The sequence below is a fragment of the Streptococcus sp. oral taxon 061 genome (assembly GCF_964211575.1).
GTDB lineage: Bacteria > Bacillota > Bacilli > Lactobacillales > Streptococcaceae > Streptococcus.
Window position 1 is genome coordinate 59,858 of the sequence record NZ_CAXOQQ010000003.1, and the last position, 26,947, is coordinate 86,804.

Sequence of the window (26,947 nt, forward strand, 5' to 3'; positions counted from 1 at the left end):
TATGACTGTAACAACATTTTTATTTCAGGCTCTAGCTAGTCTGCTAGCAATTATCACTTTTTTAATCGTTTTAAACGTCCAACGATCCATGCTCATTCCTGGTGGAGTTTTGGGAATGTCAATCTGGCTCCTCTATCTAATACTCAAGGAGCCAACTAATGTTATTTTGGCGACCTTTATTGCCGCTGTAATTGGTTCTTGTATCAGCCAGATTATGAGTATTATTTACAAAACACCAGCAGTTGTCTTTGCTTTGGCCATCTTGGCTCCGCTGGTACCAGGTTATCTCTCTTATCGAACGACTTCATTTTTTGTGACAGGCGACTATAGAAACGCCATTGCCAGTTCAATGTTGGTGATGATGTTGGCTCTTGTTATTTCAATAGGAATGGCAAGTGGGACAGTTGTACTGAAGTTGTATCACTATCTCAAAAAGAATCGAGCTAGCTAAGTCTCGATTTTTTCGTGGGTAGAGTGGCTGAAAGAATATGAGTACGGCGATAGAAATGAACTTGATTTGGGGAATCAAGTCTTTTTTCGCTCATTTGACCTCAATTATGATAAAATAGAGGTGAACGAATTTTTACAATGAATGATAAAAATAGAGGTAAATATGACAATCGGTATTGATAAGATTGGTTTTGCGACCAGTCAATACGTTTTGAAATTACAAGATTTAGCAGAAGCTCGAGGGACTGATCCTGAAAAATTGAGTAAAGGACTCCTTTTAAAAGAATTGAGTATTGCTCCTTTAACAGAGGATATTGTTACCTTGGCTGCCAGTGCAGGAAATTCTATCCTGACTGAAGAAGAGAAGCAAGAGATTGATATGGTTATCGTAGCGACAGAATCTGGAGTCGATCAAAGTAAGGCGGCTGCGGTTTTTGTACACGGTCTACTTGGAATTCAACCTTTTGCTCGTAGTTTTGAAATCAAAGAAGCTTGCTATGGTGCAACTGCGGCCCTTCACTATGCTAAGTTACACGTAGAAAATTCTCCTAAATCAAAAGTTTTGGTACTAGCTAGTGATATTGCAAAATATGGTGTCGAAACTCCTGGGGAACCAACTCAAGGAGCAGGTTGTGTTGCCATGTTGATTAGTCAAAATCCACGTGTTATGGTCTTCAACAACGATAACGTTGCGCAGACTCGTGATATCATGGACTTTTGGCGTCCAAATTATTCAACGACCCCATTTGTAAATGGAGTCTACTCAACACAGCAGTATTTGGATAGCTTAAAAACGACTTGGGAAGAGTACCAAAAGCGTTATGATTGCGACTTGAATGATTTTGAAGCTATTTGTTTCCATTTGCCATATCCAAAGCTAGCTCTCAAGGGATTGAAAAAAATTCTTGATAAATCTCTACTTCAAGAGAAAAAGGATTTACTTCAAAAACACTTTGATGAGTCCATTATTTACAGCCAAAAGGTTGGGAATATCTATACAGGTTCACTCTTTTTAGGACTCTTGTCTCTTCTTGAAAATTCTGATAGTCTCAAAGCAGGGGACAAGCTAGCTCTCTACAGCTACGGAAGTGGTGCTGTATCTGAGTTCTTCAGTGTGGAATTGGTTGAAGGCTATGAACAGCAATTGCAGAAAAATCGCTTAGAATTGCTAGACCAGCGTCAAGCATTGAGCGTAGCTGATTATGAACGAATCTTCTTTGAGGAAGCAAACTTGGATGAGTCCGGTTCTGCAACCATGTCAGGCTATGAAGGACAGGACTATGCTCTGGTTGAGATTGTAGAACACCAACGTCGCTACAGCAAGGTTGAAAAATAATGAAAAAAAATTGGAATGGATTTGCTAAAAAATCAATTCAAGAGCGCCTTGAGTTCGTTAAGTCTCAGGCGCTTACTTCTATGGAAGCCCAAGACAGTCTTGAGCAAAATGAAAATCTTAGTATAGCAGTTGCGGACCAACTGAGTGAAAATGTAGTGGGGACCTTTTCACTACCCTACTCAGTAGTTCCAGAAGTGTTGGTAAATGGTCAAGAGTACACCGTTCCTTATGTGACCGAAGAGCCATCTGTTGTTGCTGCAGCTAGTTTTGCTAGTAAGATTATCAAACGTGCGGGTGGTTTTACTGCTCAGGTTCATCAACGCCAAATGATTGGTCAGGTAGCTCTTTATCAGGTTCCAGATAGGGATAAAGCATGTCAGGCTATTTTGAGTCAGAAAGCAGAGCTACTCGAACAAGCAAACCAAGCCTATCCATCTATTGTCAAACGTGGTGGTGGAGCCAGAGAGCTAACAGTTGAGAAAATTTCTGGTGAGGCTGACTTTTTAGTGGTTTATCTCCATGTCGATACTCAGGAAGCCATGGGAGCTAATATGCTCAATACCATGCTTGAAGCTTTAAAACCTAGCTTAGAGGCTCTAAGTCAAGGGCAAAGTTTAATGGGAATCTTATCCAACTATGCCACAGATTCTCTAGTAACTGCAACTTGTCGGATTGCCTTTCGTTATTTGAGTCGCCAGAAGGATGAAGCGCGTGAACTAGCTGAAAAAATGGTTTTAGCCAGCCAGTTTGCTCAAGCAGATCCGTATCGAGCAGCTACTCACAATAAGGGAATTTTTAATGGAATCGATGCTCTTTTGATTGCTACTGGAAATGATTGGCGTGCCATCGAAGCAGGAGCGCATGCCTATGCCAGTCATGATGGTGCTTATCGAGGTCTCAGTCGTTGGACGATGGATTTGGAAACAGAAGAGCTAATCGGAGAGATGACTATGCCGATGCCAGTTGCTACCAAGGGTGGATCAATTGGTCTTAATCCTCGTGTAGTTCTCAGCCATGAGTTGCTAGGTCATCCATCAGCTAAGGAATTAGCTCAAATTATCGTGTCAATTGGTCTTGCACAAAATTTTGCAGCTCTTAAAGCTCTTGTCAGCACAGGAATTCAGCATGGACATATGAAACTTCAAGCGAAGTCACTAGCCCTCCTTGCAGGAGCCACAGAGGCTGAAGTGCCTAAGCTGGTAGAAAGCTTGATTGCTGAAAAAACCTTTAATTTAGAAAAAGCCCAAACACTCTTGGAAAAATTTAGATCATAAGAAAAAACTCAGACTGATTCAGTCCGAGTTTTTTTGTTTAAATACTTTTACCTGGCAAGAGACTAACTGGCAAGAAATAACCAGTGGTAGCAACCTCTTTACCTTCAATTTTTTGTAAGAGCAAATCAACTGTTAGGCGAGCAATCTCTTCCAAGGGTTGTTTAATGGTAGTGAGGTGAGGGTAGAAATTCTCAATGAAATAAGTCCCGTCATAGCCTATCACTTTGAGTTGTTCAGGCACAGAGAGACCAAGCTCCTGGGCAATCTTAATAACCAAAATAGCAGTTAAATCATCAGAGGCGAAAATCGCATCTGGTTTTTGTTTGGTCAGGATATTTTTAATTTCCATTTCCTTACGAAGGGGTGAAAAGTCACTGGAAACATTGATAATAGGAGCCTTTGGCAAGATTGAAGCAAAACCAGCATGACGAAGTCCAGTTGGTGAATTGGAGTTGTCATTACCTGTAATCATAATGATAGACTTGGCTCCGGTTTTAGCCAAGGTCTGAGCAGCTAGGACACCGCCAGCATAGTTATCAGAAGAAACGACAGGTATGTCTGGTGATAGGTTACGGTCAAATGAAATGATTGGAGCGGTTACGCGATTGTAATCCTCAATCCCAAGGTTGTGACTTCCCGAAATGATACCGTCCACCTGGTTGGCTTCTAACATTTCGATGTATTCACGTTCCTTTTCAGAATCGTGCTCGCTATTACAAATAATAGTCTTGTAACCTTTTTTGAAGAGTTCGTGTTCCAATTTGTCAATCAATTCAGCATAGAACACATGGCTGATTTTAGGGAAAATCAAACCGATTAACTTGGCTGATTTTCCTTGAAGACTTCGAGCTAAGTTATTGGGTTTATAGCCCAGCTCACGCATAGCATCATTAACCTTTTGAATGGTTTTTTCTGAAAGATACCCCTTTTTGTTGATGACACGTGAAACAGTAGTAGGGCTGACGCCAGCCAATTTTGCGACATCAGTTAGTTTTGCGACCATATTCTAATTCGTAGTAAGTTCCAGTTGGGTTTCCAGATTTAATCACGATTCCATTTTGGTTCTCATGTGGGAAGACACGACCAGAAAATACTTTTTCTCCTTTATTAATGAAAATTTCAAAGACTGAATTATCGATGAAGATATTTACAGTAGCGGCTTGGTTATCAATTGGACATGAGCGAGTAGTTCCAAATTCTTGAGCATATTGCTCACCTGCTTGACTGCGGTCAACGGTTACTTGGCCATTGACAAGATCGAAATTGATAGAGAGCCCCTTGCCGTCTTTATCAGCAAGAAGGATGATTTCACTTTGGCTATTAGCCTCTAAGTTTAGTTCAAGTTCGTAGGTGTTCTTAGTTTCAGAACGATTTGAAAATTCCTCTTTTGAAGCACGGAGGTCCTTGATGGCTGCTACAGGATACTGATAGAGTTTTCCATCTTTAATAGTTAATTCTTTGACCAATGAGAAAGTTCCTTGGTGATCAAAGCGATCAGATGGATAAGAAACATCTGGTAAACCAAGCCAACTTACTGCTAAGGCACGTCCATCAGGAGCATTGAAGGCCTGAGTGGCATAGGCTTCGAAACCATAGTCTAGATTGTGTAGTTCAGACACATCTACCAAACGAGCATTTTCAGGGTCGAAGGAAGCACCAATTTTATACATATTTGGATAGATATTGTCATAGTCAAGAACTTTTTTATCCAAACCTTGTGGACAGTAAAGAAGGACAGGTTGTTCTCCGACAAAGACAAGATTTGGGCACTCCATCATATAAGCAGTGCGGTCATTGTTGAATTCAAGGTCTCCGACTGCTTGCCAGTTTATATAATCATTATCGATAGCCTTATAGAGACGAACAAATCCTTTTTTCTCCAAGTCCTGACCACCAACGATGGCGTAGTATTGTCCTTTAAAGTTAAAAATTTGTGGATCACGGAAGTGGTCAGTAGCGTCAGTAGGTTGATCAATCAAGATCTTATCAATTTTCGTAATCTTGCCATCCTTACCCATCAAAGCCCCAATCTGGTATGGGTGACGGATCCAGTTTTTATCACGGACATTTCCTGTATAAAATAGGAACAAGTTATCGCCAAACTGCATAGCAGATCCAGAGTAAGCACCGTGGCTATCCAGAGGAGTATCAGGTAATATTTTTACACCTGTTTCAGTAAAGTGAACCAAGTCGTCGCTTTCAAGCTGAACCCAAGATTTCAAACCGTGAGCTGCACCAAAGGGGAAATTTTGGTAAAAAACAACCCATTTGCCATCAAAATAAGAAAAGCCATTTGGATCATTAAGGAGTCCTTCTTTTGGCTCAATGTGATAGCTGACGTGCCATGGGGATTGTGCCATCTTTTCTTGGATTTCTTTTCTTTCTTCTTGTGTCCAATCTTCATAGCGTCTATAACGACGCTCGGTAGTCCATTCCATTTATATTCCCTCCATAAATTCTACTATCTTTATAGTAAACGTTTCCTTTTAAAAAAGCAAGTCTTTTATCATAAAATTAAGAAAAAAATGTCAAACGATTGATAGATAATTAGAAACCTGTTTTTATGAAAATCAATGAAAATATGAAAGTTTTTGAAAAGATACAAACAAAAACACATAATAATAAGCAATTTTAAGAGAAATTTATCAAGAAAGTAGCAAAAACTATCAAAAACTTTAGCAATCAAAAACTTTTTTCTGCAAAACGCTTGACATATTTTTGAAAGATGATAAAATAATAATCGTAGGGCGAATAAATCGCTTTCAAACAAGAACAAATTTTTTTTATAAGGAGATTTTTGCAAATGACGAATACAGAAATTGCAAAAAAAGTCATCGAAGCCTTAGGTGGACGTGAGAACGTTAATAGTGTAGCTCACTGTGCGACTCGTCTTCGCGTTATGGTGAAAGATGAAGCGAAAATTAACAAAGATGCTATCGAGAACTTGGAAAAAGTTCAAGGTGCTTTCTTTAACTCAGGTCAATACCAAATCATCTTTGGTACTGGTACAGTAAACAAGATGTACGATGAAGTCGTAGCTCTTGGTTTGCCAACTTCTTCTAAAGAAGATATGAAAGCAGAAGCTGCTAAACAAGGGAATTGGTTCCAACGTGCTATCCGTACTTTCGGTGACGTATTCGTACCAATCATTCCAGTTATCGTAGCAACTGGTCTCTTCATGGGTGTTCGTGGTCTCTTGACTGCTCTTGGGATGACACTTCCAGAAGATGTGACAACTTACACTCAAATCTTGACTGATACAGCCTTTATTATCTTGCCAGGATTGGTTGTTTGGTCAACATTCCGTGTATTCGGTGGTAATCCAGCCGTTGGTATCGTTCTTGGTATGATGCTCGTATCTGACTCACTTCCAAATGCCTGGGCTGTTGCTTCTGGTGGTGAAGTAACTGCAATGCAGTTCTTCGGATTTATTCCAGTTGTAGGTTTGCAAGGTTCTGTTCTTCCAGCCTTCATCATCGGGGTTGTCGGAGCTAAATTTGAAAAAGCTGTTCGTAAGGTTGTTCCAGATGTTCTTGACCTCTTGGTAACACCATTCGTAACACTTTTGGTCATGTCAATTCTTGGTTTGTTTATTATCGGACCAGTCTTCCACGTTGTTGAAAACTACATCCTTCTTGGAACAAAAGCACTCCTTAACTTGCCGTTCGGTCTTGGTGGTTTCTTAATCGGTGGAGTTCACCAATTGATCGTCGTATCAGGTGTTCACCACATCTTCAACTTGCTTGAAGTTCAATTGCTTGCTGCTGACCATGCTAACCCATTCAACGCTATCATCACAGCTGCCATGACTGCTCAAGGTGCTGCGACAGTAGCCGTTGGTGTGAAAACTAAAAATCCTAAACTTAAAACACTTGCTTTCCCAGCTGCTCTTTCTGCCTTCCTAGGTATTACTGAGCCTGCTATCTTCGGGGTTAACTTGCGTTTCCGTAAGCCTTTCTTCCTTTCATTGATTGCTGGTGCAGTCGGTGGTGGACTTGCTTCAATCCTTGGACTTGCTGGTACTGGTAATGGTATCACAGTCATCCCTGGTACAATGCTTTACATTGGGAATGGACAACTTCTACAATACCTTCTTATGGTAGCTGTATCCTTTGCACTTGGTTTTGCTCTTACTTACATGTTTGGTTACGAAGATGAAGTAGAAGAGGTTGCAGGAGCAATTTCTGAAGCTGAAACTGACCGTTTAACAGAAGAAGCAGTAACTGGTAATCTTGTTTCACTTAGCGAAGGTGTCATCCAAACACCAATCGTTGGTGACGTTGTTGCTCTTTCAAATGTGAATGACCCAGTATTCTCAAGCGGAGCTATGGGACAAGGAATCGCCGTGAAACCTAGTCAAGATGTTGTCTATGCACCAGCTGATGCTGAAGTGACAATCGTCTTCCCAACTGGCCATGCTTATGGATTGAGAACAGCTAACGGTGCTGAAATCTTAATTCACGTTGGTATCGATACTGTTTCAATGAACGGTGAAGGCTTCAACCATAAAGTTGCTCAAGGTGACAAGGTTAAAGCTGGAGATGTTCTTGGAACATTTGACTCAGCTAAGATTGCTGCTGCAGGACTTGATAACACAACAATGGTTATCGTAACAAACACTGCAGACTTTGCTTCAGTAAATCCAGTTGCTTCTGGATCAGTTGCTAAGGGTGACGCAATCATCGAAGTTAAAGCTTAATAAATCAAAAAAACGAACAAATGTCATGTTTGTTCGTTTTTGCTTGAATGGTAAAATTTACAGAGAAAAAACTAAAATATAGAGTAATTTTCCTTATGGGAATATGCTATAATAGAGAAAATAAATACAAGAGGTTTATCATGACAAAACTATACGGAAGTTTGGAAGCAGGCGGTACAAAATTTGTCTGTGCTGTCGGAGATGAAAACTATAATGTTGTAGAAAAGGTACAATTTCCTACAACAACACCTATTGAAACAATCGATAAAACCATCGAGTTCTTCTCAAAATTCGACAATCTTGCAGGACTTGCCATTGGTTCATTTGGTCCAATCGATATCGATAAAAACTCAAAAACTTACGGATTTATCACAACAACTCCAAAACCTAACTGGGGAAATGTCGACTTGCTTGGTGCTCTTCGTCGCGCTCTAAACGTGCCTATGTATTTTACGACAGACGTAAACAGTTCTGCATACGGTGAAGTGGTTGCTCGTAATAATGCCGGCGGTCGTATTGAAAACTTGGTTTATTACACAATCGGTACAGGTATCGGAGCTGGTGTTATCCAGCGTGGCGAGTTTATTGGCGGTGTTGGTCACCCTGAGATGGGTCACTATTATGTGGCTAGACACCCAATGGATATTGAAAAAGAATTTAATGGTGTTTGTCCTTTCCATAATGGATGTTTGGAAGGTTATGCAGCTGGTCCAAGTTTGGAAGCTCGTACAGGTGTTCGTGGGGAAAACATTGAACTGAATAACTCTGTCTGGGATGTTCAAGCCTACTACATTGCTCAAGCCGCAGTGAATGCGACTGTAACTTTCCGTCCAGATGTCATCGTCTTTGGTGGTGGGGTTATGGCTCAACAACATATGCTTGACCGTGTACGTGAGAAATTCACAGCCCTACTCAATGGCTACCTACCAGTTCCAGATGTACGTGACTATATCGTGACTCCAGCTGTTGCTGGCAATGGTTCAGCTACACTAGGAAACTTCGTTCTTGCTAAGAGCGTTGCAAAATAAGAATATAAAAAACTCCCAACTTTCTCAGTTGGGAGTTTTGCTTTAGTCTTTTTCTATTTTTGTTTCCTGATGGAAAATATTTTGCCAAGTTTCGTGGCGACGCCAGATGCTGGTATGAATGGTATCACCGACTTGGTAGCGGATGAGCTTTGTTTTCTGGCTGATAGAGGTTAAATGAAGCTCTTTAATGGCAGAGGTTAATTCTTTTTCAGCCTTATAGGCTCCCTTGTCCAGTTCTTGTCCGTCCTGGCGAATATAAATGAAGTCTTCTGCAAGTAACTCTTCCAGTTGATTTCCTTGGTCGATTAGTTGCTCTCTCATGAGCAATTTTTTATAGACATTATCTAGGATTTCATCCTCAGGGATTGGTGCTGGTTCGATATGAATATCTGTATCAAAGACACCAAAGCGTTCTGATAACATGGATTCAACCTGGTCCGCAATTTCGTGACTTTCAAAAACAGACAGATCTGGGTTCATTTCAAGTGTGATGTCCAGATAAATATTGCTTCCGTAGGTACGACCGCGTTGAGATTTGACCTTGCTAATCTTAGGAATTTCCATGATAGCCTTTTGATAATCTTCGAGCAAGTGTTCATCAAAACCATCAGAAAGGCTGAAGGATGACTCGATAAAGATATCATAAGCAGTTTTAAGAATAAAGAAGGTAATGATAATCGCGACCAACTTATCCACGATTGGATAGTTGAAGCTACTTGCCAGGATAGCAATAGAAGTTCCAAGAGATGTCACTGCATCTGACAGATTATCCTTAGCAGCTGCCTTGAGGGCCTTTGATTTAGCTTGCTTACTCAGATGGGTATTGTAGAGATAAACGGCGAACATGATGATAGCAGAGATGACTCCCAGAGTCGCACCAAGTGGGTCAATGACCGTTTGCTCTCGGCTGAGTATCTTTTGGATGGTGTCCCGTAAAACATCAAATCCAACGTAAAACATGATGATGGAAGTGATGAGACTTGCCAAATCCTCTATTTTCCAGTGACCGAAGCGATGATCTCTATCTGCCGGTTGGCGAGCCAAACGAATCCCGATGAGAAGGGCTACATTTCCAACAATATCTGAAACGTTGTTAAAACCATCTGCCACCAAACTGGATGAATGGAGGAGGTGTCCGGTCGCTAGCTTAGCTGCAGACAAGAATAGATAGGTCAAGATGCTGATAATGGCACCACGCTCAGCTAATTTTAAGTTTGAAACCGATTGATTCATCTAACTCCCCTTCTAACATTTTAGTATTCTTTCATTATACTGGTTTTCCAAGGAAAATTCAAATGTGGGAAGTAAGTTAAATACACCTCAAAACTTGAAAACTTTTGAAATTCTGATATAATAGAACTACTCAAGGGAGTAGCTGGCGGTTAACCGCGATAGTGTCGTCATTACGAATTATTTCCGGCACTATATTAAACAGCGAGACTTGTTTTTTTAAAAACAGGTCTCTTTTTTTGTAAAAAGAGGCCAAAAAGGAGGAGACTGTTTTGTCAAAAGAACAAAATAAAGACTTGTTTTACACACAGACCTCAGAAGAAGTCCTAAAGAACTTGGACTCATCTATCGAAGGTTTGTCAACTGCTCAAGCTCAAGAACGACTAGCGACTTATGGTCGTAATGAGTTGGAAGAGGGAGAGAAACGTAGCCTACTAGCTAAATTCCTTGATCAATTTAAGGATTTGATGATTATCATCTTGCTTGCGGCTGCGGCACTGTCTGTCATTACAGAAGGAATGGATGGTTTAACAGATGCCCTTATCATCTTGGCCGTTGTTGTCTTGAATGCTGCCTTTGGGGTTTACCAAGAAGGTCAAGCAGAAGCAGCTATTGAAGCTCTGAAAAATATGTCTAGCCCCATGGCCCGTGTTCGTCGTGATGGTAATGTTATTGAGATTGACTCGAAAGAATTGGTACCCGGAGATATCGTCTTGCTTGAAGCGGGAGATGTAGTGCCTGCCGACATGCGTTTGCTTGAAGCGGCGTCTCTTAAAATCGAAGAAGCAGCTCTTACAGGGGAGTCTGTCCCAGTTGAAAAAGATGTGACAGGACTTGTTGAAGCAGATGCTGGTATCGGGGATCGTGTTAACATGGCTTACCAAAACTCAAACGTAACTTACGGTCGTGGTATTGGGGTCGTGACCAACACTGGTATGTATACAGAAGTTGGTAAGATTGCGGATATGTTAGCCAACGCAGACGAAACTGAAACACCATTGAAGCAAAGCTTGGAACAATTATCTAAGGTCTTGACTTACTTGATTATTGTGATTGCAGTGATTACCTTCTTGGTTGGTGTATTCGTTCGTGGTGAACATCCATTAGAAGGCTTGATGGTGGCGGTTGCTCTTGCGGTTGCGGCTATTCCAGAAGGACTTCCTGCCATTGTAACCATCGTTCTATCATTGGGAACTACAACCCTTGCCAAACGGAATTCAATCGTCCGTAAATTGCCAGCGGTTGAGACTCTCGGTTCAACAGAAATCATTGCATCTGATAAAACAGGTACTTTGACCATGAACCAAATGACGGTTGAAAAAGTTTATACCAACGGTCAATTGCAAAGTGCTGCAACTGAGATTACTGCTAACAATAATACCCTCCGTATCATGAACTTTGCCAATGATACAAAGGTGGACCCATCTGGTAAGTTGATTGGGGATCCAACAGAGACAGCCCTTGTACAGTTTGGTTTGGATCACAACTTCGATGTTCGTGAAGTCTTGAAGGATGAGCCACGTGTGGCTGAATTGCCATTTGACTCAGACCGAAAACTCATGTCTACCATTCATAAGGAAGCAGATGGCTCTTACTTTATCGCTGTCAAGGGTGCCCCTGACCAATTGCTCAAACGTGTGACTCGTATTGAAGTCAATGGGGAAGTTCGCCCAATCACAGAAGAAGATAAGAAAGCTATCCTTGCTATCAATAAAGACTTGGCTAAACAAGCCCTTCGTGTCTTGATGATGGCTTACAAGACAAGTAAGGAAATTCCAACCTTGGAATCTGAAATTGTTGAGTCTGACCTCATCTTCTCTGGTTTGGTCGGCATGATTGACCCTGAGCGTCCAGAAGCTGCAGAAGCTGTACGTGTCGCTAAAGAAGCAGGTATCCGTCCGATTATGATCACTGGTGACCACCAAGATACAGCGGAAGCTATCGCTAAACGTCTCGGTATCATCGATCCAAATGATACAGAAGACCATGTTTTCACTGGTGCTGAGTTGAATGAACTCACTGATGAAGAATTCCAAAAAGTCTTCAAGCAATACTCTGTTTACGCGCGTGTATCTCCTGAACACAAGGTTCGTATCGTTAAAGCTTGGCAAAATGAAGGTAAGGTTGTCGCTATGACGGGTGATGGGGTCAACGATGCGCCTTCACTTAAGACAGCTGACATCGGTATCGGTATGGGGATTACAGGTACAGAAGTTTCTAAGGGAGCTTCTGATATGGTCCTTGCTGATGATAACTTTGCAACCATTATCGTAGCGGTAGAAGAAGGACGTAAGGTCTTCTCAAATATCCAAAAATCCATCCAATACCTCTTGTCTGCTAATATGGCTGAAGTTTTCATCATCTTCTTTGCAACATTGTTAGGTTGGGATGTGCTTCAACCAGTGCATCTTCTCTGGATTAACCTGGTAACAGATACGCTACCAGCCATCGCCCTTGGTGTGGAACCTGCTGAACCAGGTGTCATGACCCACAAACCTCGTGGTCGTAAGTCTAACTTCTTTGATGGTGGTGTCTTCGGAGCAATCATTTATCAAGGGATCTTCCAAACCATGCTGGTTCTGGGTGTTTATGGTTGGGCTCTTCTCTTCCCAGAGCACCAAAGTCATACTGAAATCCATGCGGATGCCCTTACCATGGCTTTTGCAACTCTCGGTTTGATCCAATTGCTCCATGCCTTTAACGTTAAGTCGGTTTACCAATCAATCTTTAAAGTGGGACTCTTTACCAACAAGACCTTTAACTGGTCTATCCCAGTTGCCTTTGTCCTCTTTGTGGTGACGATTTTAGTTCCTGGATTTAATAATCTCTTCCACGTGTCACACTTGAGTTTGACTCAATGGATGGTGGTCGCCGTAGGAGCACTTATGATCGTGGTCCTTGTTGAGATTGTTAAAGCAATCCAACGAGCACTTGGAAAAGATAAAAACGCTATTTAAACAATTATGAAAAGTCATCTTCGGATGGCTTTTTGTTTGTATATAAAGGTAAACTGACAAAGATTTTATGCTATAATCAAGGAGAATGATATCGCATGGAGGAAAGAATCTTGAAAAAGAAAATAGTAAAAGATATCTTGTTTTTGTCGCAGGTATCCCAGCCTGCTAGTCAGGAAGATTTACCCCTAGCAAAGGATTTGCAGGATACCCTATTGGCTAACCGAGAAACCTGTGTTGGACTAGCGGCCAATATGATTGGGGTACAAAAACGTGTCATTATTTTTAATATCGGAATGATTCCCATGGTTATGTTTAATCCAGTTCTCCAATCTTTTGAAGGAGCATACGAGACAGAGGAAGGTTGTTTATCTTTGACAGGTGTCAGACCTACAACTCGGTATGAGAAGATTACAGTAAGCTACAGAGATATCCATTGGCAAGAGCAAACCATTACCCTGACAGGATTTCCTGCTCAGATTTGTCAGCATGAATTGGATCATTTGGAAGGTCGTATTATTTAAGCTCAAATCCTTGGTAGTCCTAAAAAAATATGCTACACTAACACTATGAAAATTCTAATCCCAACCGCAAAAGAAATGAATACCGAAATCCCTAGTTTAGAGGCTAAACCCTTGCGTCCTGAAAGTCAGGCAGTGCTGGATGAATTGGCCAGATATTCTGCCCAAGAGCTGGAGAGTTTTTACAAAATATCTGCCGAAAAAGCGCAAGAGGAGTATGACCATATCCAGGCCTTGAAAAATGAAACTGCGACAAACTATCCAGCCTTGCACCTCTTTGATGGACTCATGTATCGCAACATCAAACGGGACGATCTCACCAAGGAGGAGCAAACCTATCTCGAGAAACATCTCATGATAACGTCAGCTCTCTATGGTGTGATCCCAGCCTTTGCGCCGATTGCACCTCACAGACTGGACTTTTTGATGAAGCTCAAAGTCGTTGGGAAAAGTCTGAAAAGTCATTGGAAGGCAGCCTATGAAGAGTCAATGAAAGACCAGAAGTTAATCTTTTCACTCTTGTCTTCAGAGTTTGAAACTGTCTTTCCTAAAGAAATCCGTGAGAAAATGGTGACCTTCAAGTTCATGGAAGAAAGAGATGGAAAACTAAAAATCCACTCAACCATTTCTAAAAAAGCTAGAGGGGCTTTCTTAACAGCCTTGATGGAAAATCAGGTAACCTCGGTTGAAGAGATTAAAAAGCTCAGCTTTGCAGGTTTCAATTATCGAGAAGACTTGTCTAGTGATAAGGAATTGGCCTTTGTAAAATAGAATGAAAGAAGAGCTTGCTCCCTATCTTTATAGGAGCAAGCTTTTTATGATTTGGCCTTGCTATTTTTTATTTAGAATGGTAGGAATTTTCTCACAATTTTGGTATAATAGGACTATTAGAAAATTTCGAGGAGACAAACATGTCAGTTAAGATTGCTTTACTTGGATTTGGTACAGTAGCCAGTGGCGTACCATTCTTGCTAAAGGAAAATAGAGAAAAAATTGTTCAAGCAGCCCAGTCAGAAATTGAAGTAGCTAAAGTTTTGGTCAAAGACGATCAAGAGAAAGCCCGCTTGCTTGAAGCAGGAAATGATTTTAATTTTGTAACAAACATCGATGAAATCTTGTCAGACAAAGACATCACGATTGTTGTTGAGTTGATGGGGCGTATCGAACCTGCTAAAACCTTTATCACTCGTGCTTTAGAAGCAGGGAAACACGTCGTGACAGCTAACAAGGACCTTTTGGCTGTTCATGGTGCAGAATTGCTTGAGATTGCCAAAACTCACAATGTTGCCCTATACTATGAAGCAGCTGTTGCAGGAGGAATCCCAATCCTTCGTACCTTGGTCAACTCACTAGCATCAGACAAAATCACACGTGTTCTTGGTGTTGTCAACGGAACATCTAACTTCATGATGACCAAAATGGTAACAGAAGGTTGGTCTTATGAAGATGCTTTGGCAGAAGCTCAACGACTTGGCTTTGCTGAAAGCGACCCTACCAATGACGTTGACGGGATTGATGCGGCTTACAAGATGGTCATCCTCAGTCAGTTCGCCTTTGGGATGAATGTCAAGTTTGAAGATGTAGGCCACCAAGGAATTCGCAACATTACTCCAGAAGATGTAGCAGTAGCTCAAGAACTTGGTTACGTAGTCAAATTGGTTGGTTCTGTTGAAGAAACGGCATCTGGTATTGCTGCTGAGGTTACGCCAACCTTCCTTCCTAAAGAACATCCACTTGCGAGTGTTAATGGTGTTATGAATGCAGTCTTTGTAGAGTCTATCGGTATCGGGGAGTCTATGTACTATGGACCAGGTGCTGGTCAAAAACCAACTGCAACAAGTGTTGTGGCTGATATTGCCCGCATCGTTCGTCGTCTGAATGATGGAACAATTGGAAAAGCCTTTAATGAATACAGCCGTCCAGTAGTCTTGGCTAAGCCAGAAGATGTCAAAGCTAACTACTATTTCTCAATCTTGGCTCCAGATTCAAAAGGTCAAGTCTTGAAATTGGCTGAGCTCTTTAATGCAGAAGATATCTCCTTCAAGCAAATCCTTCAAGATGGTAAGCAAGAAGGCAAGGCTCGTGTTGTCATCATCACTCATAAAATCAACAAGGCGCAACTTGAAAATATTACAGCAGCTTTGAAGGGTGTAGCCGAGTTTGAACTTCTCAACACCTTCAAGGTTTTAGGAGACTAAGATGAAGATTATTGTACCTGCTACAAGTGCCAATGTGGGTCCTGGCTTTGACTCGGTTGGTGTAGCTGTAACTAAGTATCTAGAAATTCAGGTTTGTGAGGAACGTGAAGAATGGATGATTGAGCACCAATTAGGCAAATGGATTCCACGTGATGAACGTAATCTTTTGCTGAAGATTGCTCTACAAATTGTTCCAGACCTCCAACCTAGACGTCTGAAGATGGTCAGTGATATTCCGCTTGCGCGTGGACTAGGTTCATCGAGCTCGGTCATCGTTGCTGGGATTGAACTGGCAAATCAACTCGGAAACTTGAAACTAAGCAAACATGAAAAATTACAATTGGCAACTAAAATCGAAGGGCATCCTGATAATGTTGCACCTGCTATCTATGGAAACCTCGTCATTGCCAGTTCGGTAGAAGGTCAGGTTTCAGCTGTTGTGGCGCCTTTCCCAGAGTGTGCCTTCCTAGCTTATATTCCAAACTATGAATTGCGAACTCGCGATAGTCGTGGTGTCTTGCCTAAGAAACTCTCTTACAAGGAAGCCGTTGCTGCAAGTTCTATCGCCAATGTGGCTATTGCAGCCCTACTGACTGGAGATATGGTCAAAGCAGGCCAGGCTATTGAGAGTGACCTTTTCCATGAGCGTTACCGTCAAGAACTGGTGAGAGAATTTGCGACCATCAAGAAAGTTGCTAAGAGAAATGGTGCTTATGCGACCTACTTGTCTGGTGCTGGCCCAACTGTTATGGTCTTGGCTGATCCTGACAAGATGCCTAAGATTAAGGCTGAGCTTGAAAAGCAACCGTTCAAAGGCAAACTTCATGAGTTGCAAGTAGATACAGAAGGCGTTCGCGTCGAAGCAAAATAAACAGAACAATGGGATGGGGAAACTCTCTATTAGAGGCTTCCTGTCCTTTTTTTGAAAATGAAACATGGGATATGAAATGATTCCCGTGTTTAGCGTCCGACAGACGGTCAAGGAGGATTTGAAATGGCAGAAATATATCTAGCAGGCGGTTGTTTTTGGGGCTTGGAAGAATACTTTTCACGTATTTCTGGAGTGCTGCAAACCAGTGTTGGTTATGCCAATGGTCAAGTTGAAACTACCAATTATCAATTAATCAAAGAAACAGATCACGCAGAGACTGTGCAAGTCGTCTACGACGAAAAGGTGGTCTCGCTCCGTGAGATTCTACTCTATTATTTCCGAGTCATTGATCCTTTATCTGTCAACCAACAAGGGAATGACCGTGGTCGTCAATACCGCACAGGGATTTATTACAAAGATGAAGAGGATTTACCGACTATCAATACAGTGGTTCGTGAACAAGAACTCCTCATCGGTCGTAAAATTGCAGTGGAAGTGGAGAAACTACGTCACTACATCTTGGCTGAAGACTATCACCAAGACTACCTCAAGAAAAATCCTGGAGGCTATTGCCATATCGATGTGAGGGATGCTGAGAAACCACTGATAGATGCCGCCAACTATGAAAAACCGAGTCAGGCAGTTTTACGAGAAAGTTTATCAGAAGAGTCCTACCGAGTTACCCAAGAGGCTGCGACGGAAGCTCCTTTTAGCAATGCTTATGACCAAACTTTTGAGGAAGGAATTTATGTCGATATCACGACTGGTGAGCCTCTCTTCTTTGCTAAGGATAAGTTTGCCTCAGGCTGTGGTTGGCCAAGTTTTAGCCGACCAATTTCGAAAGAACTTATCCATTACTATCAAGACCTAAGCCACGGTATGGAGCGAATCGAAGTCCGTTCACGTTCAGGAAATGCTCACTTGGGACATGTCTTTACAGATGGACCTCAGGAACTAGGTGGTTTACGCTATTGTATCAATTCTGCATCCTTACGATTTATCGCTAAGGGTGAAATGGAGGAAGCCGGCTATGGCTACCTGCTTCCATATTTGAACAAGTAAAAAGAGAGAGTGGGACAGAAATCGTTAATTCGTTAGAATTCGATTTCGTCGTCCCACCTCCGCACAGTTGAGTAGGGCTGTAAAAGCTGATGAAATCAGCGTAGTAGAGCCCACTCAACCACTGCGTCTTTCTCGACAATCCAAAGACAATTGAGAGGCTAGGGCTTTTGTCACACTCTCTTCATTTTGGAAATAGAAGGGACACATGAAACAATTACTTTCTTACTTTAAACCCCATAAACAATAAGAAAAGTTGCCTTCGGGTGACTTTTTTGTTACAATAGCTAGAAAAATTATCCAGTATGAATACTTATATAGAAAAGGAGCCTAGTGATGAAAGTCTTTCAGCATGTAAATATCGTGACTTGTGACCAAGATTTCCACGTTTATCTGGATGGGATTTTAGCTGTTAAAGAATCCCAAATCGTTTATGTCGGTCAGGAAAATCCAGAGATTCTCAATCAAGCAGAATACATCATAGACTATCAAGGTGCCTGGATCATGCCTGGCTTGGTTAATTGTCATACCCACTCTGCCATGACAGGTTTGAGAGGCATTCGTGATGATAGCAATCTTCACGAATGGCTGGAGGACTATATCTGGCCAGCAGAAGCAGAGTTCACACCAGAGATGACTACAAAGGCCGTCAAAGAGGCGCTAACAGAGATGCTTCAGTCGGGAACGACAACTTTCAATGATATGTATAATCCTAATGGAGTAGAGATAGAGAAGATTTATGAAGCAGTCAAGGCATCCAAGATGCGTTGCTATTTTTCTCCAACCCTCTTTTCTTCAGACGTGGAGACGACAGATGAAACTGTTGCAAGAACGCGTGCTGTTATCGAGACAATTAAAGGCTATCAGGATCCCAATTTCAAGGTGATGGTGGCTCCGCATTCGCCCTACAGTTGTAGTCGAGAATTGCTGGAAGCTAGCTTAGAACTAGCAAAAGAAGAAGACATTCCTCTTCATATCCACGTGGCAGAAACCCAGGAAGAGTCAGGCATTATCCTGAAACGCTATGGCAAACGCCCATTAGCCTTCCTAGATGAGCTCGGATATTTAGATCATAAAGTTGTCTTTGCCCATGGTGTGGAGTTAAATGAAAGGGAAATTGAGCGCTTGGCAGATTCACAAGTCGCTATCGCCCACAATCCTATCAGCAACCTCAAACTAGCTTCGGGGATTGCACCAGTCGTTCAACTTCAAAAGGCAGGAGTACCGGTCGGTATTGCGACGGACTCAGTTGCTTCTAACAATAACCTCGATATGTTTGAGGAAGGACGCACCGCAGCTCTTTTACAGAAAATGAAGAGCGGTGATGCCAGTCAATTTCCTATTGAAACTGCCCTCAAGGCACTGACGATTGAAGGAGCTAAGGTGTTGGGAATGGAAGATGAGATTGGTAGTTTAGAAGTCGGTAAGCAGGCTGATTTTCTAGTCATCCAACCCCAAGGGAAAATCCATCTCCAACCTCAAGAAAACATGCTATCTCACCTCGTTTACGCTGTCAAATCCAGTGATGTTGATGATGTCTATATCGCTGGTGAGCAAGTCGTGAAAGACAGTCAAGTGTTGACTGTTAACTTGTAAAAAAGTAGTATAAATTTGCTAAATCTCATGGGAAAATTCTTGTGAGATTTTCTAGTTTTGCTTATGGAATTGCTGGTTTGACCTCTTACAGAAATATACGGATAATAAATTGGAGAAACACCGATTAGATAAATAAGAAAAATTGTGGTATAATAAAACGATACAATTAAAGGAGTATGTATGGACATTTCAGAAATTCGTCAAAAAATTGACGCAAATCGTGAAAAATTAGCTTCTTTCAGGGGGTCTCTTTGACCTCGAAGGTTTAGAGGAAGAAATTGCCATTTTGGAAAACAAAATGACAGAACCTGATTTTTGGAACGATAATGTTGCGGCCCAAAAAACGTCGCAAGAATTAAACGAACTCAAAAATACCTATAATACCTTCCACAAGATGGATGAGTTGCAGGATGAAGTTGAGATTTTACTAGACTTTTTGGCAGAAGATGAATCCGTGAAGGATGAGTTGGTCGAAAAACTCGATGAGTTAGCTCAAATGATGACCAGCTATGAAATGACCCTTCTTTTGTCAGAGCCGTATGATCACAACAATGCTATCCTAGAAATCCATCCGGGTTCAGGGGGAACAGAGGCTCAAGACTGGGGCGATATGCTCCTTCGTATGTATACTCGCTATGGAAATGCCAAAGGCTTCAAGGTTGAGGTCTTGGATTACCAAGCAGGTGATGAGGCAGGAATCAAGTCAGTAACCTTGTCTTTTGAAGGACCAAATGCTTATGGTCTTCTCAAGTCAGAGATGGGAGTTCACCGTTTGGTCCGAATCTCACCATTTGACTCTGCTAAACGTCGCCACACCTCATTTACTTCTGTAGAAGTTATGCCAGAGTTGGATGATACCATCGAAGTTGAAATCCGTGAGGATGATATCAAGATGGATACCTTCCGTTCAGGTGGAGCAGGTGGACAAAACGTCAACAAGGTTTCAACAGGTGTCCGCTTGACTCACATTCCGACAGGTATAGTCGTAGCATCAACCGTCGATCGTACCCAGTACGGAAACCGTGACCGTGCTATGAAGATGCTTCAGGCAAAACTTTACCAGATGGAGCAGGAAAAGAAAGCTGCTGAGGTAGACTCGCTCAAGGGTGAGAAAAAGGAAATTACATGGGGAAGCCAAATCCGCTCCTATGTATTTACGCCTTATACAATGGTAAAAGACCATCGTACAAACTTTGAAGTAGCGCAAGTAGATAAGGTTATGGATGGAGACCTAGATGGTTTCATCGATGCTTATCTGAAATGGCGTATCAGTTAAAAGAAAGGAAGTCACATGTCAATCATTGAAATGAGAGATGTTGTCAAAAAATATGACAACGGGACAACAGCCCTACGTGGCATCACTGTAAATATCGATGCAGGAGAATTCGCCTACATCGTAGGACCTTCAGGTGCTGGTAAATCAACCTTTATCCGTGCCTTGTATCGTGAGGTCAAAATCGATAAAGGAAGCTTGCAAGTTGCAGGTTATAACCTGGTTAAGATCAAAAAGAAAGATATTCCGTTCTTGCGTAGAAACGTCGGAGTAGTCTTTCAGGATTACAAACTTTTGCCAAAGAAAACCGTTTATGAGAACATTGCCTACGCAATGGAGGTTGTTGGTGAAAGTCGTCGTAACATCAAAAAACGTGTTATGGAAGTCTTGGACCTTGTCGGTTTGAAGCACAAGGTTCGTTCATTCCCAAATGAGCTTTCAGGTGGTGAGCAACAACGTATCGCCATTGCGCGTGCCATCGTAAACAATCCTAAAGTATTGATTGCCGACGAACCAACAGGTAACTTGGACCCAGATAACTCATGGGAAATCATGAACCTCTTGGAACGTATCAATCTTCAAGGGACAACTGTTTTGATGGCGACCCACAACAGCCAAATCGTAAATACCTTGCGCCACCGCGTTATTGCCATCGAAAATGGTCGCGTGGTACGTGATGAAGCGAAAGGAGAGTACGGATACGATGATTAGTAGATTTTTCCGCCATCTGTTTGAAGCTTTAAAGAGTTTAAAGCGTAATGGATGGATGACCATTGCTGCCATCAGTTCAGTAATGATTACCTTGACCTTGGTTGCTATCTTTGCTTCAGTTATTTTTAACACTGCGAAATTAGCAACTGATATCGAAAACAACGTCCGCGTCATGGTTTATGTTCGTAAAGACGTTGAAGACAACAGTGAAACCATTGTAAAAGAAGGCCAGACAGTCACGAACAATGACTACCACAAGGTCTATAATGCCCTCAAAGCCTTGCCAGCTGTTAAAAATGTAACCTTCTCAAGTAAAGAAGAACAGTACCAAAAGCTGACTGAAACCATGGGTGACGAGTGGAAGGTGTTTGAAGGAGACGCAAACCCTCTTCATGATGCCTACATCGTAGATACCAATTCACCAAGTGATGTAAAACCAGTAGCTGAAGAAGCTAAGAAAATCGAAGGTGTCTCTGAAGTTCAAGACGGTGGTGCCAATACTGAACGTCTCTTCAAGTTGGCTTCTTTCATCCGTGTATGGGGATTGGTCATTGCAGGACTCTTGATCTTCATCGCAGTCTTCTTGATTTCAAATACCATCCGTATTACTATCATTTCACGTAGTCGTGAAATCCAAATCATGCGTTTGGTTGGTGCCAAGAACAGCTACATCCGTGGCCCATTCTTGCTAGAAGGTGCCTTTATCGGACTATTGGGAGCTGCTCTTCCATCAGCTTTGGTTTACTTTATCTATAATAAAGTCTTCCAATCTGTCAACCCATCCTTGGTTGGTCAAAACCTATCCTTGATTACACCGAATACCTTTATTCCAATGATGATCGGTCTCTTGTTCCTCATCGGAATCTGTATCGGTTCACTTGGTTCAGGAATCTCAATGCGTCGATTCTTGAAAATCTAAGTCACATAACTGGATAAAACACATAAAAAAGTGGGATGTCATCAAGACTTCACAGCTCTTGATGCCCCGCTTTTTCTTTTGGTCTTGGTGCTCAGTCGCTTGCCAATTTTGGTTAAAGAGTGTATGATAGGAAAGGACCTTTTTACTAATATGAAAAATGAACAATGAATGAGGAAAAGATGAAACAATTTTTGGAAAAAGTGAGCATACTCTCCCTATCGTTAGTATTGATCACATCGTTTTCTATTTCGAGCGCCCTACCTGCCATGTTTGACTATTATCAGGGCTATTCGACTGGTCAGGTCGAACTCTTGGTCAGCCTCCCATCCTTTGGAATTATGGCCATGCTTTTATTGAATGGAGTTTTAGAGCGTATTTTTCCTGAACGCCTCCAGTTGACCTTAGGACTTTTGATCTTGTCAATCAGCGGGATCGCTCCCTTCTGGTATCAGGGTTATTACTTTGTCTTTGCTACACGTCTTCTCTTCGGGATTGGAGTGGGGATGCTGAACGCCAAGGCCATCTCAATCATCAGTGAACGTTACCATGGTAAAACTCGTATCCAGATGCTGGGTTTTCGTGGATCAGCTGAGGTAGTGGGAGCTTCTATCTTGACATTGGCAGTTGGGCAACTGTTAGCATTTGGTTGGACCGCAACCTTCCTAGCCTATGCAGCAGGTCTAGTGGTTCTCGTACTCTTTCTTCTCTTTGTACCTTATGGAAAAGGAGAAACTCATGAGTCCAAGCATCAGACAGAAGAAGCAGCCAAACTAACTCGCTCCATGCTACAGCTGATTTTCTTCCTTGCCATTGGTGCTGCTGTCGTCGTGTGTACAAATACTGCCATTACTTTCCGTATTCCTAGCCTCATGATTGAGGCAGGTTTTGGAGATGCTCAGTTGTCTAGTCTGGTCCTTAGTGCCATGCAGTTGATCGGTATTTTAGCAGGAATCAGCTTTTCATTCCTCATCTCGGCCTTCAAGGAAAAACTTCTATTGGTCTCAGGAGTTACCTTTGGAATCGGACAAATCATCATTGCCTTAGCACCATCACTCTGGGTTGTCGTTGCAGGTTCTGTTTTAGGAGGATTTGCCTACAGCATCGCTCTGACGACAGTCTTTCAGTTGATATCTGAGCGAATCCCAGCAAAACTCCTCAATAAAGCAACTTCCTATGCTGTTTTGGGATGTTCTTTTGGAGCATCATTAACACCCTTCGTTCTTTCAGGGATTGGCTTGGTGACTACAGATGGTCGAATGACCTTTATCATTCTAGGAGCATGGATGATTGGCACATCAATCATTATTTCCCTTTTATTGAAAAAAGAAGCCTAACAAAGAAAAACTCAAGGAGAATCCTTGAGTTTTTTGTCTATTAGCCAACCATTTGCCAAAAGTAATCGATAATGTAGGTCAAGCCATAAGTGTAAACGACCAGTGTAAAGGGCTTGGTCAGGATGATAATAGTCATATAACGCTTGAAGCTCATCTTGGTCAGAGCTGCCAACATACAGAGAAAGTCAGCTGGACTAACTGGCCAAATCATCATAAAGATAAAGAATCGATCAAAGCGATTGCCCTTGTCTAACCAACCGATATACTTATCATAGGTTCGTTTGCTGACGACTGATTGGACAAAGGGTGCTCCGTAGAGACGCACCAGGTAAAAGATAATGGCGCAACCAATGACAATACCAATGTAGTTATAAATAGTCCCCACGATATGCCCATAGATAAAGACACCTGCAACGGAGGTAAGAGCACCTGGAATGATAGGAACAACTGTCTGCAAAATCTGTAAAAAAATAAAGAGTGGTGGCCCCCAGATACCCGCCTGTTGGATAAAGGCAGATAGGGTTTCCTTAGAGTGCAAGATACCAGCTTGATAGGCCCAGATACAGAATATTAAAGTACCAACTCCACCGATGATGGATGAAATATTGATTGCTTGCTGTAGAAGGGGAGAAACAGCTTTCATTTCTTTATCGTGTGACATGTAAACTCCTCTTGTGTAGTATGATTCTACTATATCATATTTTGAGGAGAAAGACTATATGGGATGCTTCGTGTGACTTTGCCTCAAGTATGGTAAAATGGGAATAAGAAAATGACAGCTTAGAATGAGGGAAATCATGTTAGGATTGAAGTTTAATGGCACTTGGCGCAACTACCAAAAACAGGTCTTGGACAACTTTCAGGAATACCAAGCAGATGGGCATGTCCACTTGGTGGCAGCACCAGGTTCTGGGAAAACAACCATTGGTATCGAGTTGATTGCCCGTTTTGATAAGCCTGCTCTCGTTTTGGTACCGACTGTTACCATTCGGGAACAATGGGTGGACAGGATTCGTCAGGCTTTTTTAGAGGATGAGGACCAGGTCACAAGTCTTGTGTCTCAAAATCTCAAGGACATGAAGCAAATCACCATCGCCACCTATCAAGCCTTTCATAGCGCTATGCAACAGCTACAATCTCAAGAAGATAATGGCGAAGTTGAAGACTTTGTCGGCTTTGACCTGCTTGCTAGACTCAAGGAAAAGGGAGTAGAGACTCTTTGTCTGGATGAATGCCATCACTTGAGAAATGAATGGTGGAAAAGCCTAGAAGATTTCCGTAAAAATTACCCGCAACTACAAGTCATCTCACTCACTGCAACACCGCCATATGACAGTGAGCCAGAACTCTGGGATCGCTATCTCCAGATGTGTGGCGAGATCGACCAAGAAATCACAGTGCCAGAACTGGTCAAGGAAGACACCCTCTGCCCTCACCAGGACTTTGTCTATATCTGTTTTCCGACCAAGGAAGAAGACAAGCGCCTGGAAGAATTTGAAGACACCAAGTGGCAGTATGTCAGTCAACTAGTGGTTGATTCTGATTTTCAGACGCTCATTAGGTCTTCCAAGGTTCTTAAAGGGGAAATATCTGCGGATATGCTCCTCGAAGATCCCAAGTATCTCTCAGCCCTTCTCGTTTATCTACATGCTCAAAAACTGGAAATTCCCAAGTATCTACGAGATTTACTAGGTGCTGAGGGCTTGCCTGCCCTCAATTATTATTGGTTAGAAGTTCTCTTGCAAGGCCTTCTCTATCAGACTCCTGACTGGTATGAGGACCCGCAGGAGACAAAGAAAAAGATAGAAGCCGAATTGAAATCAAGAGGATTGATTGAAAAACGTCAGGTCTTCTTGGTCAAATCCAAGGCCAATGACCAAATCCTCAACCAATCTCTAGGAAAACTGGCTGGCATCGCATCTATCTTTGAGACTGAGTATGCCAGTCTAGGTCAGGACTTGAGACAGCTAGTCTTAGCGGACTATATCCGCAAGGATTTTGCCAGTTATCTGGGAGATGACCAAGCACCAATCACGCAATTAGGTGTCCTCCCATACTTTGAAACCATTCGTAGAAGTGCGCAAAAACAAGGTATTTCTGTCCCCATAGCAGTCCTTTCTGGTAGTGTCGTGATCATACCTGCCAGTGTCAAGGCAGAACTTCAAGCACTCATTCCAAACACTAGCTTAAGCTTCTCTGCCATCGGAAAACTCGATCAAGGTGCCTATCTCCAAGTAGGCTTTCCATCCAGCTTTAAGGGGATGGTCGCAGCAGTGACCGAGCTCTTCCAACGTGGTTCTATCCAGGTCTTGGTCGGAACCAAGTCTCTTTTGGGAGAAGGATGGGATGCACCTTGTGTCAACTCTCTCATCCTCGGAAGTTTTGTCGGAAGCTTTATGCTCAGCAATCAAATGCGGGGCCGTGCCATCCGTATCTGGCCAGGACATCCAGATAAGACCAGCAACATCTGGCACCTAGTAGCCATCAAACCATACAAAAATCCAGTCTTTTCTAAGGAGGATCAAGAAGAACTAGACCTCAATCCATATCAGGACCTCCAAACTCTTGCCCGTCGTATGGACCATTTCCTTGGCTTGTCCTATAAGGAAGATACCATTGAAACAGGTCTGGATCGCTTGAACTTTCCTGAGTTCCCATTTAAGAAAAAGAAACTCGAAGACTATAACGAGAAAATCATGGAACTATCCAAGGATCGCGCCTCCTTACGTAAAAAATGGCAGGAATCTCTCATTGTTGCTGATAAGATTGAGATTGTCAATGAAGTGGCGACCGACAGCAAACGAATCCCTCTGCTCGCCCTAGCGGATGCTGAAAAGTGGCTTCGCTACGCTCTGATGGTCTTTGCCATTAGTCTCCTGGCTTATGTCGTTCGACTAACCTTATTTGCCTTGCCATGGTTGACAGCTCTTTGTGTCCTCTTCCTAGCTATCACTGCCTTTCGCTTTTACAGCTACAAGAGTCCTTATAAACGCTTGCGCCTGATCGGTGAAGCTATTCGCAAAGCCATGGTGACTGCCGGACATTTGTCTGATGACCAGTCGCGCGTGCAGGTCGATGAGGACAAGGAAAGCTTTAACGTCTTTGCCTATCTAAAAGGTGGCAGTATGCGAGACAAGGAGCTTTTTTCCAAGACCTTGGGAGAATTCTTTTCCCCAGTGGACAATCAACGCTACCTCTTAGTCGCTAAAAAAGCACCAGCAGGTCAGTCCAAGTATTTCGTAGTCCCTAGCCTCTTTGAAAAACGCAAGGAAGATGCCCAGCTCTTCCAAAATGCCGTTGCACCACACATAGGCAACTACCAACTCGTCTACACCCGCAACGAAGCAGGCCGAAAAATCCTGCTCGAAGCCAGACTCAAATCCCTAGCCAACAAAAACGAACGCATCATCACCAAGAAAAAGGTCAAAAGTGCTTTGAAATAGAAGGAAGTGAGCGTTTTCTTCTAGGAATATGATATAATAATAGGGAGAATT

The 26,947-nt window shown here is 42.3% G+C and carries 21 protein-coding genes; 17 read left to right on the forward strand and 4 right to left on the reverse strand.

Translation table 11 applies throughout. From position 1 onward, the window contains the following. The first annotated feature begins 1 nt into the window (after window position 1). The 3 genes from AB8E63_RS03115 (at window position 2) to AB8E63_RS03125 (ending at window position 3,060) form a co-directional block, all read left to right on the forward strand. Window positions 2-451 carry a threonine/serine exporter family protein gene (locus AB8E63_RS03115; protein WP_368909893.1) on the forward strand — a complete coding sequence of 150 codons (450 nt, stop codon included), beginning with the start codon at window positions 2-4 and terminating at the stop codon, window positions 449-451. A 162-nt stretch (window positions 452-613) separates the two neighbouring features. Next, window positions 614-1,786 carry a hydroxymethylglutaryl-CoA synthase gene (locus AB8E63_RS03120; RefSeq protein ID WP_036759237.1) on the forward strand — a complete coding sequence of 391 codons (1,173 nt, stop codon included), beginning with the start codon at window positions 614-616 and terminating at the stop codon, window positions 1,784-1,786. Beyond that, a complete protein-coding gene (locus AB8E63_RS03125) occupies window positions 1,786-3,060 on the forward strand; it encodes a hydroxymethylglutaryl-CoA reductase, degradative (protein ID WP_368909895.1) in 1,275 nt (424 codons plus the stop codon). Before AB8E63_RS03120 ends, AB8E63_RS03125 begins: the two co-directional genes overlap by 1 nt. Window positions 3,061-3,097: 37 nt before the next feature. On the opposite strand, the gene AB8E63_RS03130 is transcribed toward AB8E63_RS03125, so the two are convergent. Together AB8E63_RS03130 and AB8E63_RS03135 are read right to left on the reverse strand one after the other, a co-directional pair. Next, window positions 3,098-4,063, reverse strand: coding sequence for a LacI family DNA-binding transcriptional regulator (locus AB8E63_RS03130; RefSeq protein ID WP_049549279.1), 966 nt, complete (start codon window positions 4,061-4,063; stop codon window positions 3,098-3,100). Continuing rightward, window positions 4,044-5,498 carry a sucrose-6-phosphate hydrolase gene (locus AB8E63_RS03135; RefSeq protein ID WP_368909896.1) on the reverse strand — a complete coding sequence of 485 codons (1,455 nt, stop codon included), beginning with the start codon at window positions 5,496-5,498 and terminating at the stop codon, window positions 4,044-4,046. Before AB8E63_RS03135 ends, AB8E63_RS03130 begins: the two co-directional genes overlap by 20 nt. Before the next feature lie 365 nt (window positions 5,499-5,863). On the opposite strand from AB8E63_RS03135, the gene AB8E63_RS03140 reads away from it, so the two are divergent. Further along, on the forward strand, window positions 5,864-7,759 hold the full coding sequence (locus tag AB8E63_RS03140) for a sucrose-specific PTS transporter subunit IIBC (RefSeq protein ID WP_254723948.1): 1,896 nt from the start codon (window positions 5,864-5,866) through the stop codon (window positions 7,757-7,759). Between the two features lie 140 nt (window positions 7,760-7,899). Continuing rightward, window positions 7,900-8,787 carry a fructokinase ScrK gene (gene scrK / locus AB8E63_RS03145; RefSeq protein ID WP_049484304.1) on the forward strand — a complete coding sequence of 296 codons (888 nt, stop codon included), beginning with the start codon at window positions 7,900-7,902 and terminating at the stop codon, window positions 8,785-8,787. A gap of 42 nt (window positions 8,788-8,829) precedes the next feature. Here scrK and AB8E63_RS03150 read toward each other — a convergent pair whose 3' ends face one another. Next, the gene (locus tag AB8E63_RS03150) at window positions 8,830-10,020 is read right to left on the reverse strand and encodes a cation diffusion facilitator family transporter (protein ID WP_075227813.1); all 1,191 of its coding nucleotides are present in this window, start codon (window positions 10,018-10,020) and stop codon (window positions 8,830-8,832) included. Window positions 10,021-10,289: 269 nt separating this feature from the next. Between AB8E63_RS03150 and AB8E63_RS03155 the strand changes: the two genes are divergently transcribed. From AB8E63_RS03155 to AB8E63_RS03205, 11 genes are all read left to right on the forward strand, one after another. Further along, the gene (locus tag AB8E63_RS03155) at window positions 10,290-12,974 is read left to right on the forward strand and encodes a cation-translocating P-type ATPase (RefSeq protein ID WP_368909898.1); all 2,685 of its coding nucleotides are present in this window, start codon (window positions 10,290-10,292) and stop codon (window positions 12,972-12,974) included. 110 nt (window positions 12,975-13,084) lie between these two features. Further along, window positions 13,085-13,495 (forward strand): peptide deformylase, encoded by a 411-nt coding sequence (locus tag AB8E63_RS03160; protein WP_368910017.1) that lies wholly within the window; start codon window positions 13,085-13,087, stop codon window positions 13,493-13,495. Window positions 13,496-13,540: 45 nt separating this feature from the next. Beyond that, window positions 13,541-14,263: a peroxide stress protein YaaA gene (yaaA, locus tag AB8E63_RS03165; RefSeq protein ID WP_368909899.1), complete on the forward strand. Its 723-nt coding sequence runs from the start codon at window positions 13,541-13,543 to the stop codon at window positions 14,261-14,263. A 140-nt stretch (window positions 14,264-14,403) separates the two neighbouring features. After that, the gene (locus tag AB8E63_RS03170) at window positions 14,404-15,690 is read left to right on the forward strand and encodes a homoserine dehydrogenase (protein WP_368909901.1); all 1,287 of its coding nucleotides are present in this window, start codon (window positions 14,404-14,406) and stop codon (window positions 15,688-15,690) included. Window position 15,691: 1 nt separating this feature from the next. Further along, window positions 15,692-16,561, forward strand: a complete 870-nt coding sequence (gene thrB, locus AB8E63_RS03175) for a homoserine kinase (protein ID WP_368909903.1) — start codon at window positions 15,692-15,694, stop codon at window positions 16,559-16,561. 123 nt (window positions 16,562-16,684) lie between these two features. Next, window positions 16,685-17,623 (forward strand): peptide-methionine (R)-S-oxide reductase MsrB, encoded by a 939-nt coding sequence (gene msrB, locus AB8E63_RS03180; RefSeq protein WP_368909905.1) that lies wholly within the window; start codon window positions 16,685-16,687, stop codon window positions 17,621-17,623. A gap of 333 nt (window positions 17,624-17,956) precedes the next feature. Beyond that, window positions 17,957-19,216, forward strand: coding sequence for a TRZ/ATZ family protein (locus AB8E63_RS03185; protein ID WP_368909907.1), 1,260 nt, complete (start codon window positions 17,957-17,959; stop codon window positions 19,214-19,216). Window positions 19,217-19,396: 180 nt separating this feature from the next. After that, a protein-coding gene (prfB, locus tag AB8E63_RS03190) for a peptide chain release factor 2 (protein WP_368909909.1) occupies window positions 19,397-20,492 on the forward strand; the annotation gives its coding sequence in 2 pieces (ribosomal slippage) (window positions 19,397-19,468 and window positions 19,470-20,492; 1,095 coding nt in all). Window positions 20,493-20,507: 15 nt separating this feature from the next. Continuing rightward, window positions 20,508-21,200: a cell division ATP-binding protein FtsE gene (gene ftsE / locus AB8E63_RS03195; RefSeq protein WP_004251332.1), complete on the forward strand. Its 693-nt coding sequence runs from the start codon at window positions 20,508-20,510 to the stop codon at window positions 21,198-21,200. Continuing rightward, the gene (gene ftsX / locus AB8E63_RS03200; protein ID WP_006149801.1) at window positions 21,193-22,119 is read left to right on the forward strand and encodes a permease-like cell division protein FtsX; all 927 of its coding nucleotides are present in this window, start codon (window positions 21,193-21,195) and stop codon (window positions 22,117-22,119) included. The genes ftsE and ftsX overlap by 8 nt, the downstream gene beginning before the upstream one ends. Before the next feature lie 179 nt (window positions 22,120-22,298). Beyond that, complete coding sequence (locus AB8E63_RS03205) at window positions 22,299-23,453, forward strand: MFS transporter (protein ID WP_368909912.1); 1,155 nt, start codon at window positions 22,299-22,301, stop codon at window positions 23,451-23,453. A gap of 40 nt (window positions 23,454-23,493) precedes the next feature. Here AB8E63_RS03205 and AB8E63_RS03210 read toward each other — a convergent pair whose 3' ends face one another. Next, window positions 23,494-24,114: a TVP38/TMEM64 family protein gene (locus AB8E63_RS03210; protein WP_368909913.1), complete on the reverse strand. Its 621-nt coding sequence runs from the start codon at window positions 24,112-24,114 to the stop codon at window positions 23,494-23,496. A 136-nt stretch (window positions 24,115-24,250) separates the two neighbouring features. Here AB8E63_RS03210 and AB8E63_RS03215 point away from each other — a divergent pair, with 136 nt between their 5' ends. Then, a complete protein-coding gene (locus AB8E63_RS03215; RefSeq protein WP_368909914.1) occupies window positions 24,251-26,896 on the forward strand; it encodes a DEAD/DEAH box helicase family protein in 2,646 nt (881 codons plus the stop codon). Window positions 26,897-26,947: the final 51 nt, after the last annotated feature.

Coding starts and splice junctions, on each gene's coding strand:
- AB8E63_RS03115 (WP_368909893.1), top strand. CDS start 2: ATGACTGTAACAACATTTTTATTTCAGGCTCTAGCTAGTCTGCTAGCA.
- AB8E63_RS03120 (WP_036759237.1), top strand. CDS start 614: ATGACAATCGGTATTGATAAGATTGGTTTTGCGACCAGTCAATACGTT.
- AB8E63_RS03125 (WP_368909895.1), top strand. CDS start 1,786: ATGAAAAAAAATTGGAATGGATTTGCTAAAAAATCAATTCAAGAGCGC.
- AB8E63_RS03130 (WP_049549279.1), bottom strand. CDS start 4,063: ATGGTCGCAAAACTAACTGATGTCGCAAAATTGGCTGGCGTCAGCCCT.
- AB8E63_RS03135 (WP_368909896.1), bottom strand. CDS start 5,498: ATGGAATGGACTACCGAGCGTCGTTATAGACGCTATGAAGATTGGACA.
- AB8E63_RS03140 (WP_254723948.1), top strand. CDS start 5,864: ATGACGAATACAGAAATTGCAAAAAAAGTCATCGAAGCCTTAGGTGGA.
- scrK (WP_049484304.1), top strand. CDS start 7,900: ATGACAAAACTATACGGAAGTTTGGAAGCAGGCGGTACAAAATTTGTC.
- AB8E63_RS03150 (WP_075227813.1), bottom strand. CDS start 10,020: ATGAATCAATCGGTTTCAAACTTAAAATTAGCTGAGCGTGGTGCCATT.
- yaaA (WP_368909899.1), top strand. CDS start 13,541: ATGAAAATTCTAATCCCAACCGCAAAAGAAATGAATACCGAAATCCCT.
- AB8E63_RS03170 (WP_368909901.1), top strand. CDS start 14,404: ATGTCAGTTAAGATTGCTTTACTTGGATTTGGTACAGTAGCCAGTGGC.
- thrB (WP_368909903.1), top strand. CDS start 15,692: ATGAAGATTATTGTACCTGCTACAAGTGCCAATGTGGGTCCTGGCTTT.
- msrB (WP_368909905.1), top strand. CDS start 16,685: ATGGCAGAAATATATCTAGCAGGCGGTTGTTTTTGGGGCTTGGAAGAA.
- AB8E63_RS03185 (WP_368909907.1), top strand. CDS start 17,957: ATGAAAGTCTTTCAGCATGTAAATATCGTGACTTGTGACCAAGATTTC.
- ftsE (WP_004251332.1), top strand. CDS start 20,508: ATGTCAATCATTGAAATGAGAGATGTTGTCAAAAAATATGACAACGGG.
- ftsX (WP_006149801.1), top strand. CDS start 21,193: ATGATTAGTAGATTTTTCCGCCATCTGTTTGAAGCTTTAAAGAGTTTA.
- AB8E63_RS03205 (WP_368909912.1), top strand. CDS start 22,299: ATGAAACAATTTTTGGAAAAAGTGAGCATACTCTCCCTATCGTTAGTA.
- AB8E63_RS03210 (WP_368909913.1), bottom strand. CDS start 24,114: ATGTCACACGATAAAGAAATGAAAGCTGTTTCTCCCCTTCTACAGCAA.
- AB8E63_RS03215 (WP_368909914.1), top strand. CDS start 24,251: ATGTTAGGATTGAAGTTTAATGGCACTTGGCGCAACTACCAAAAACAG.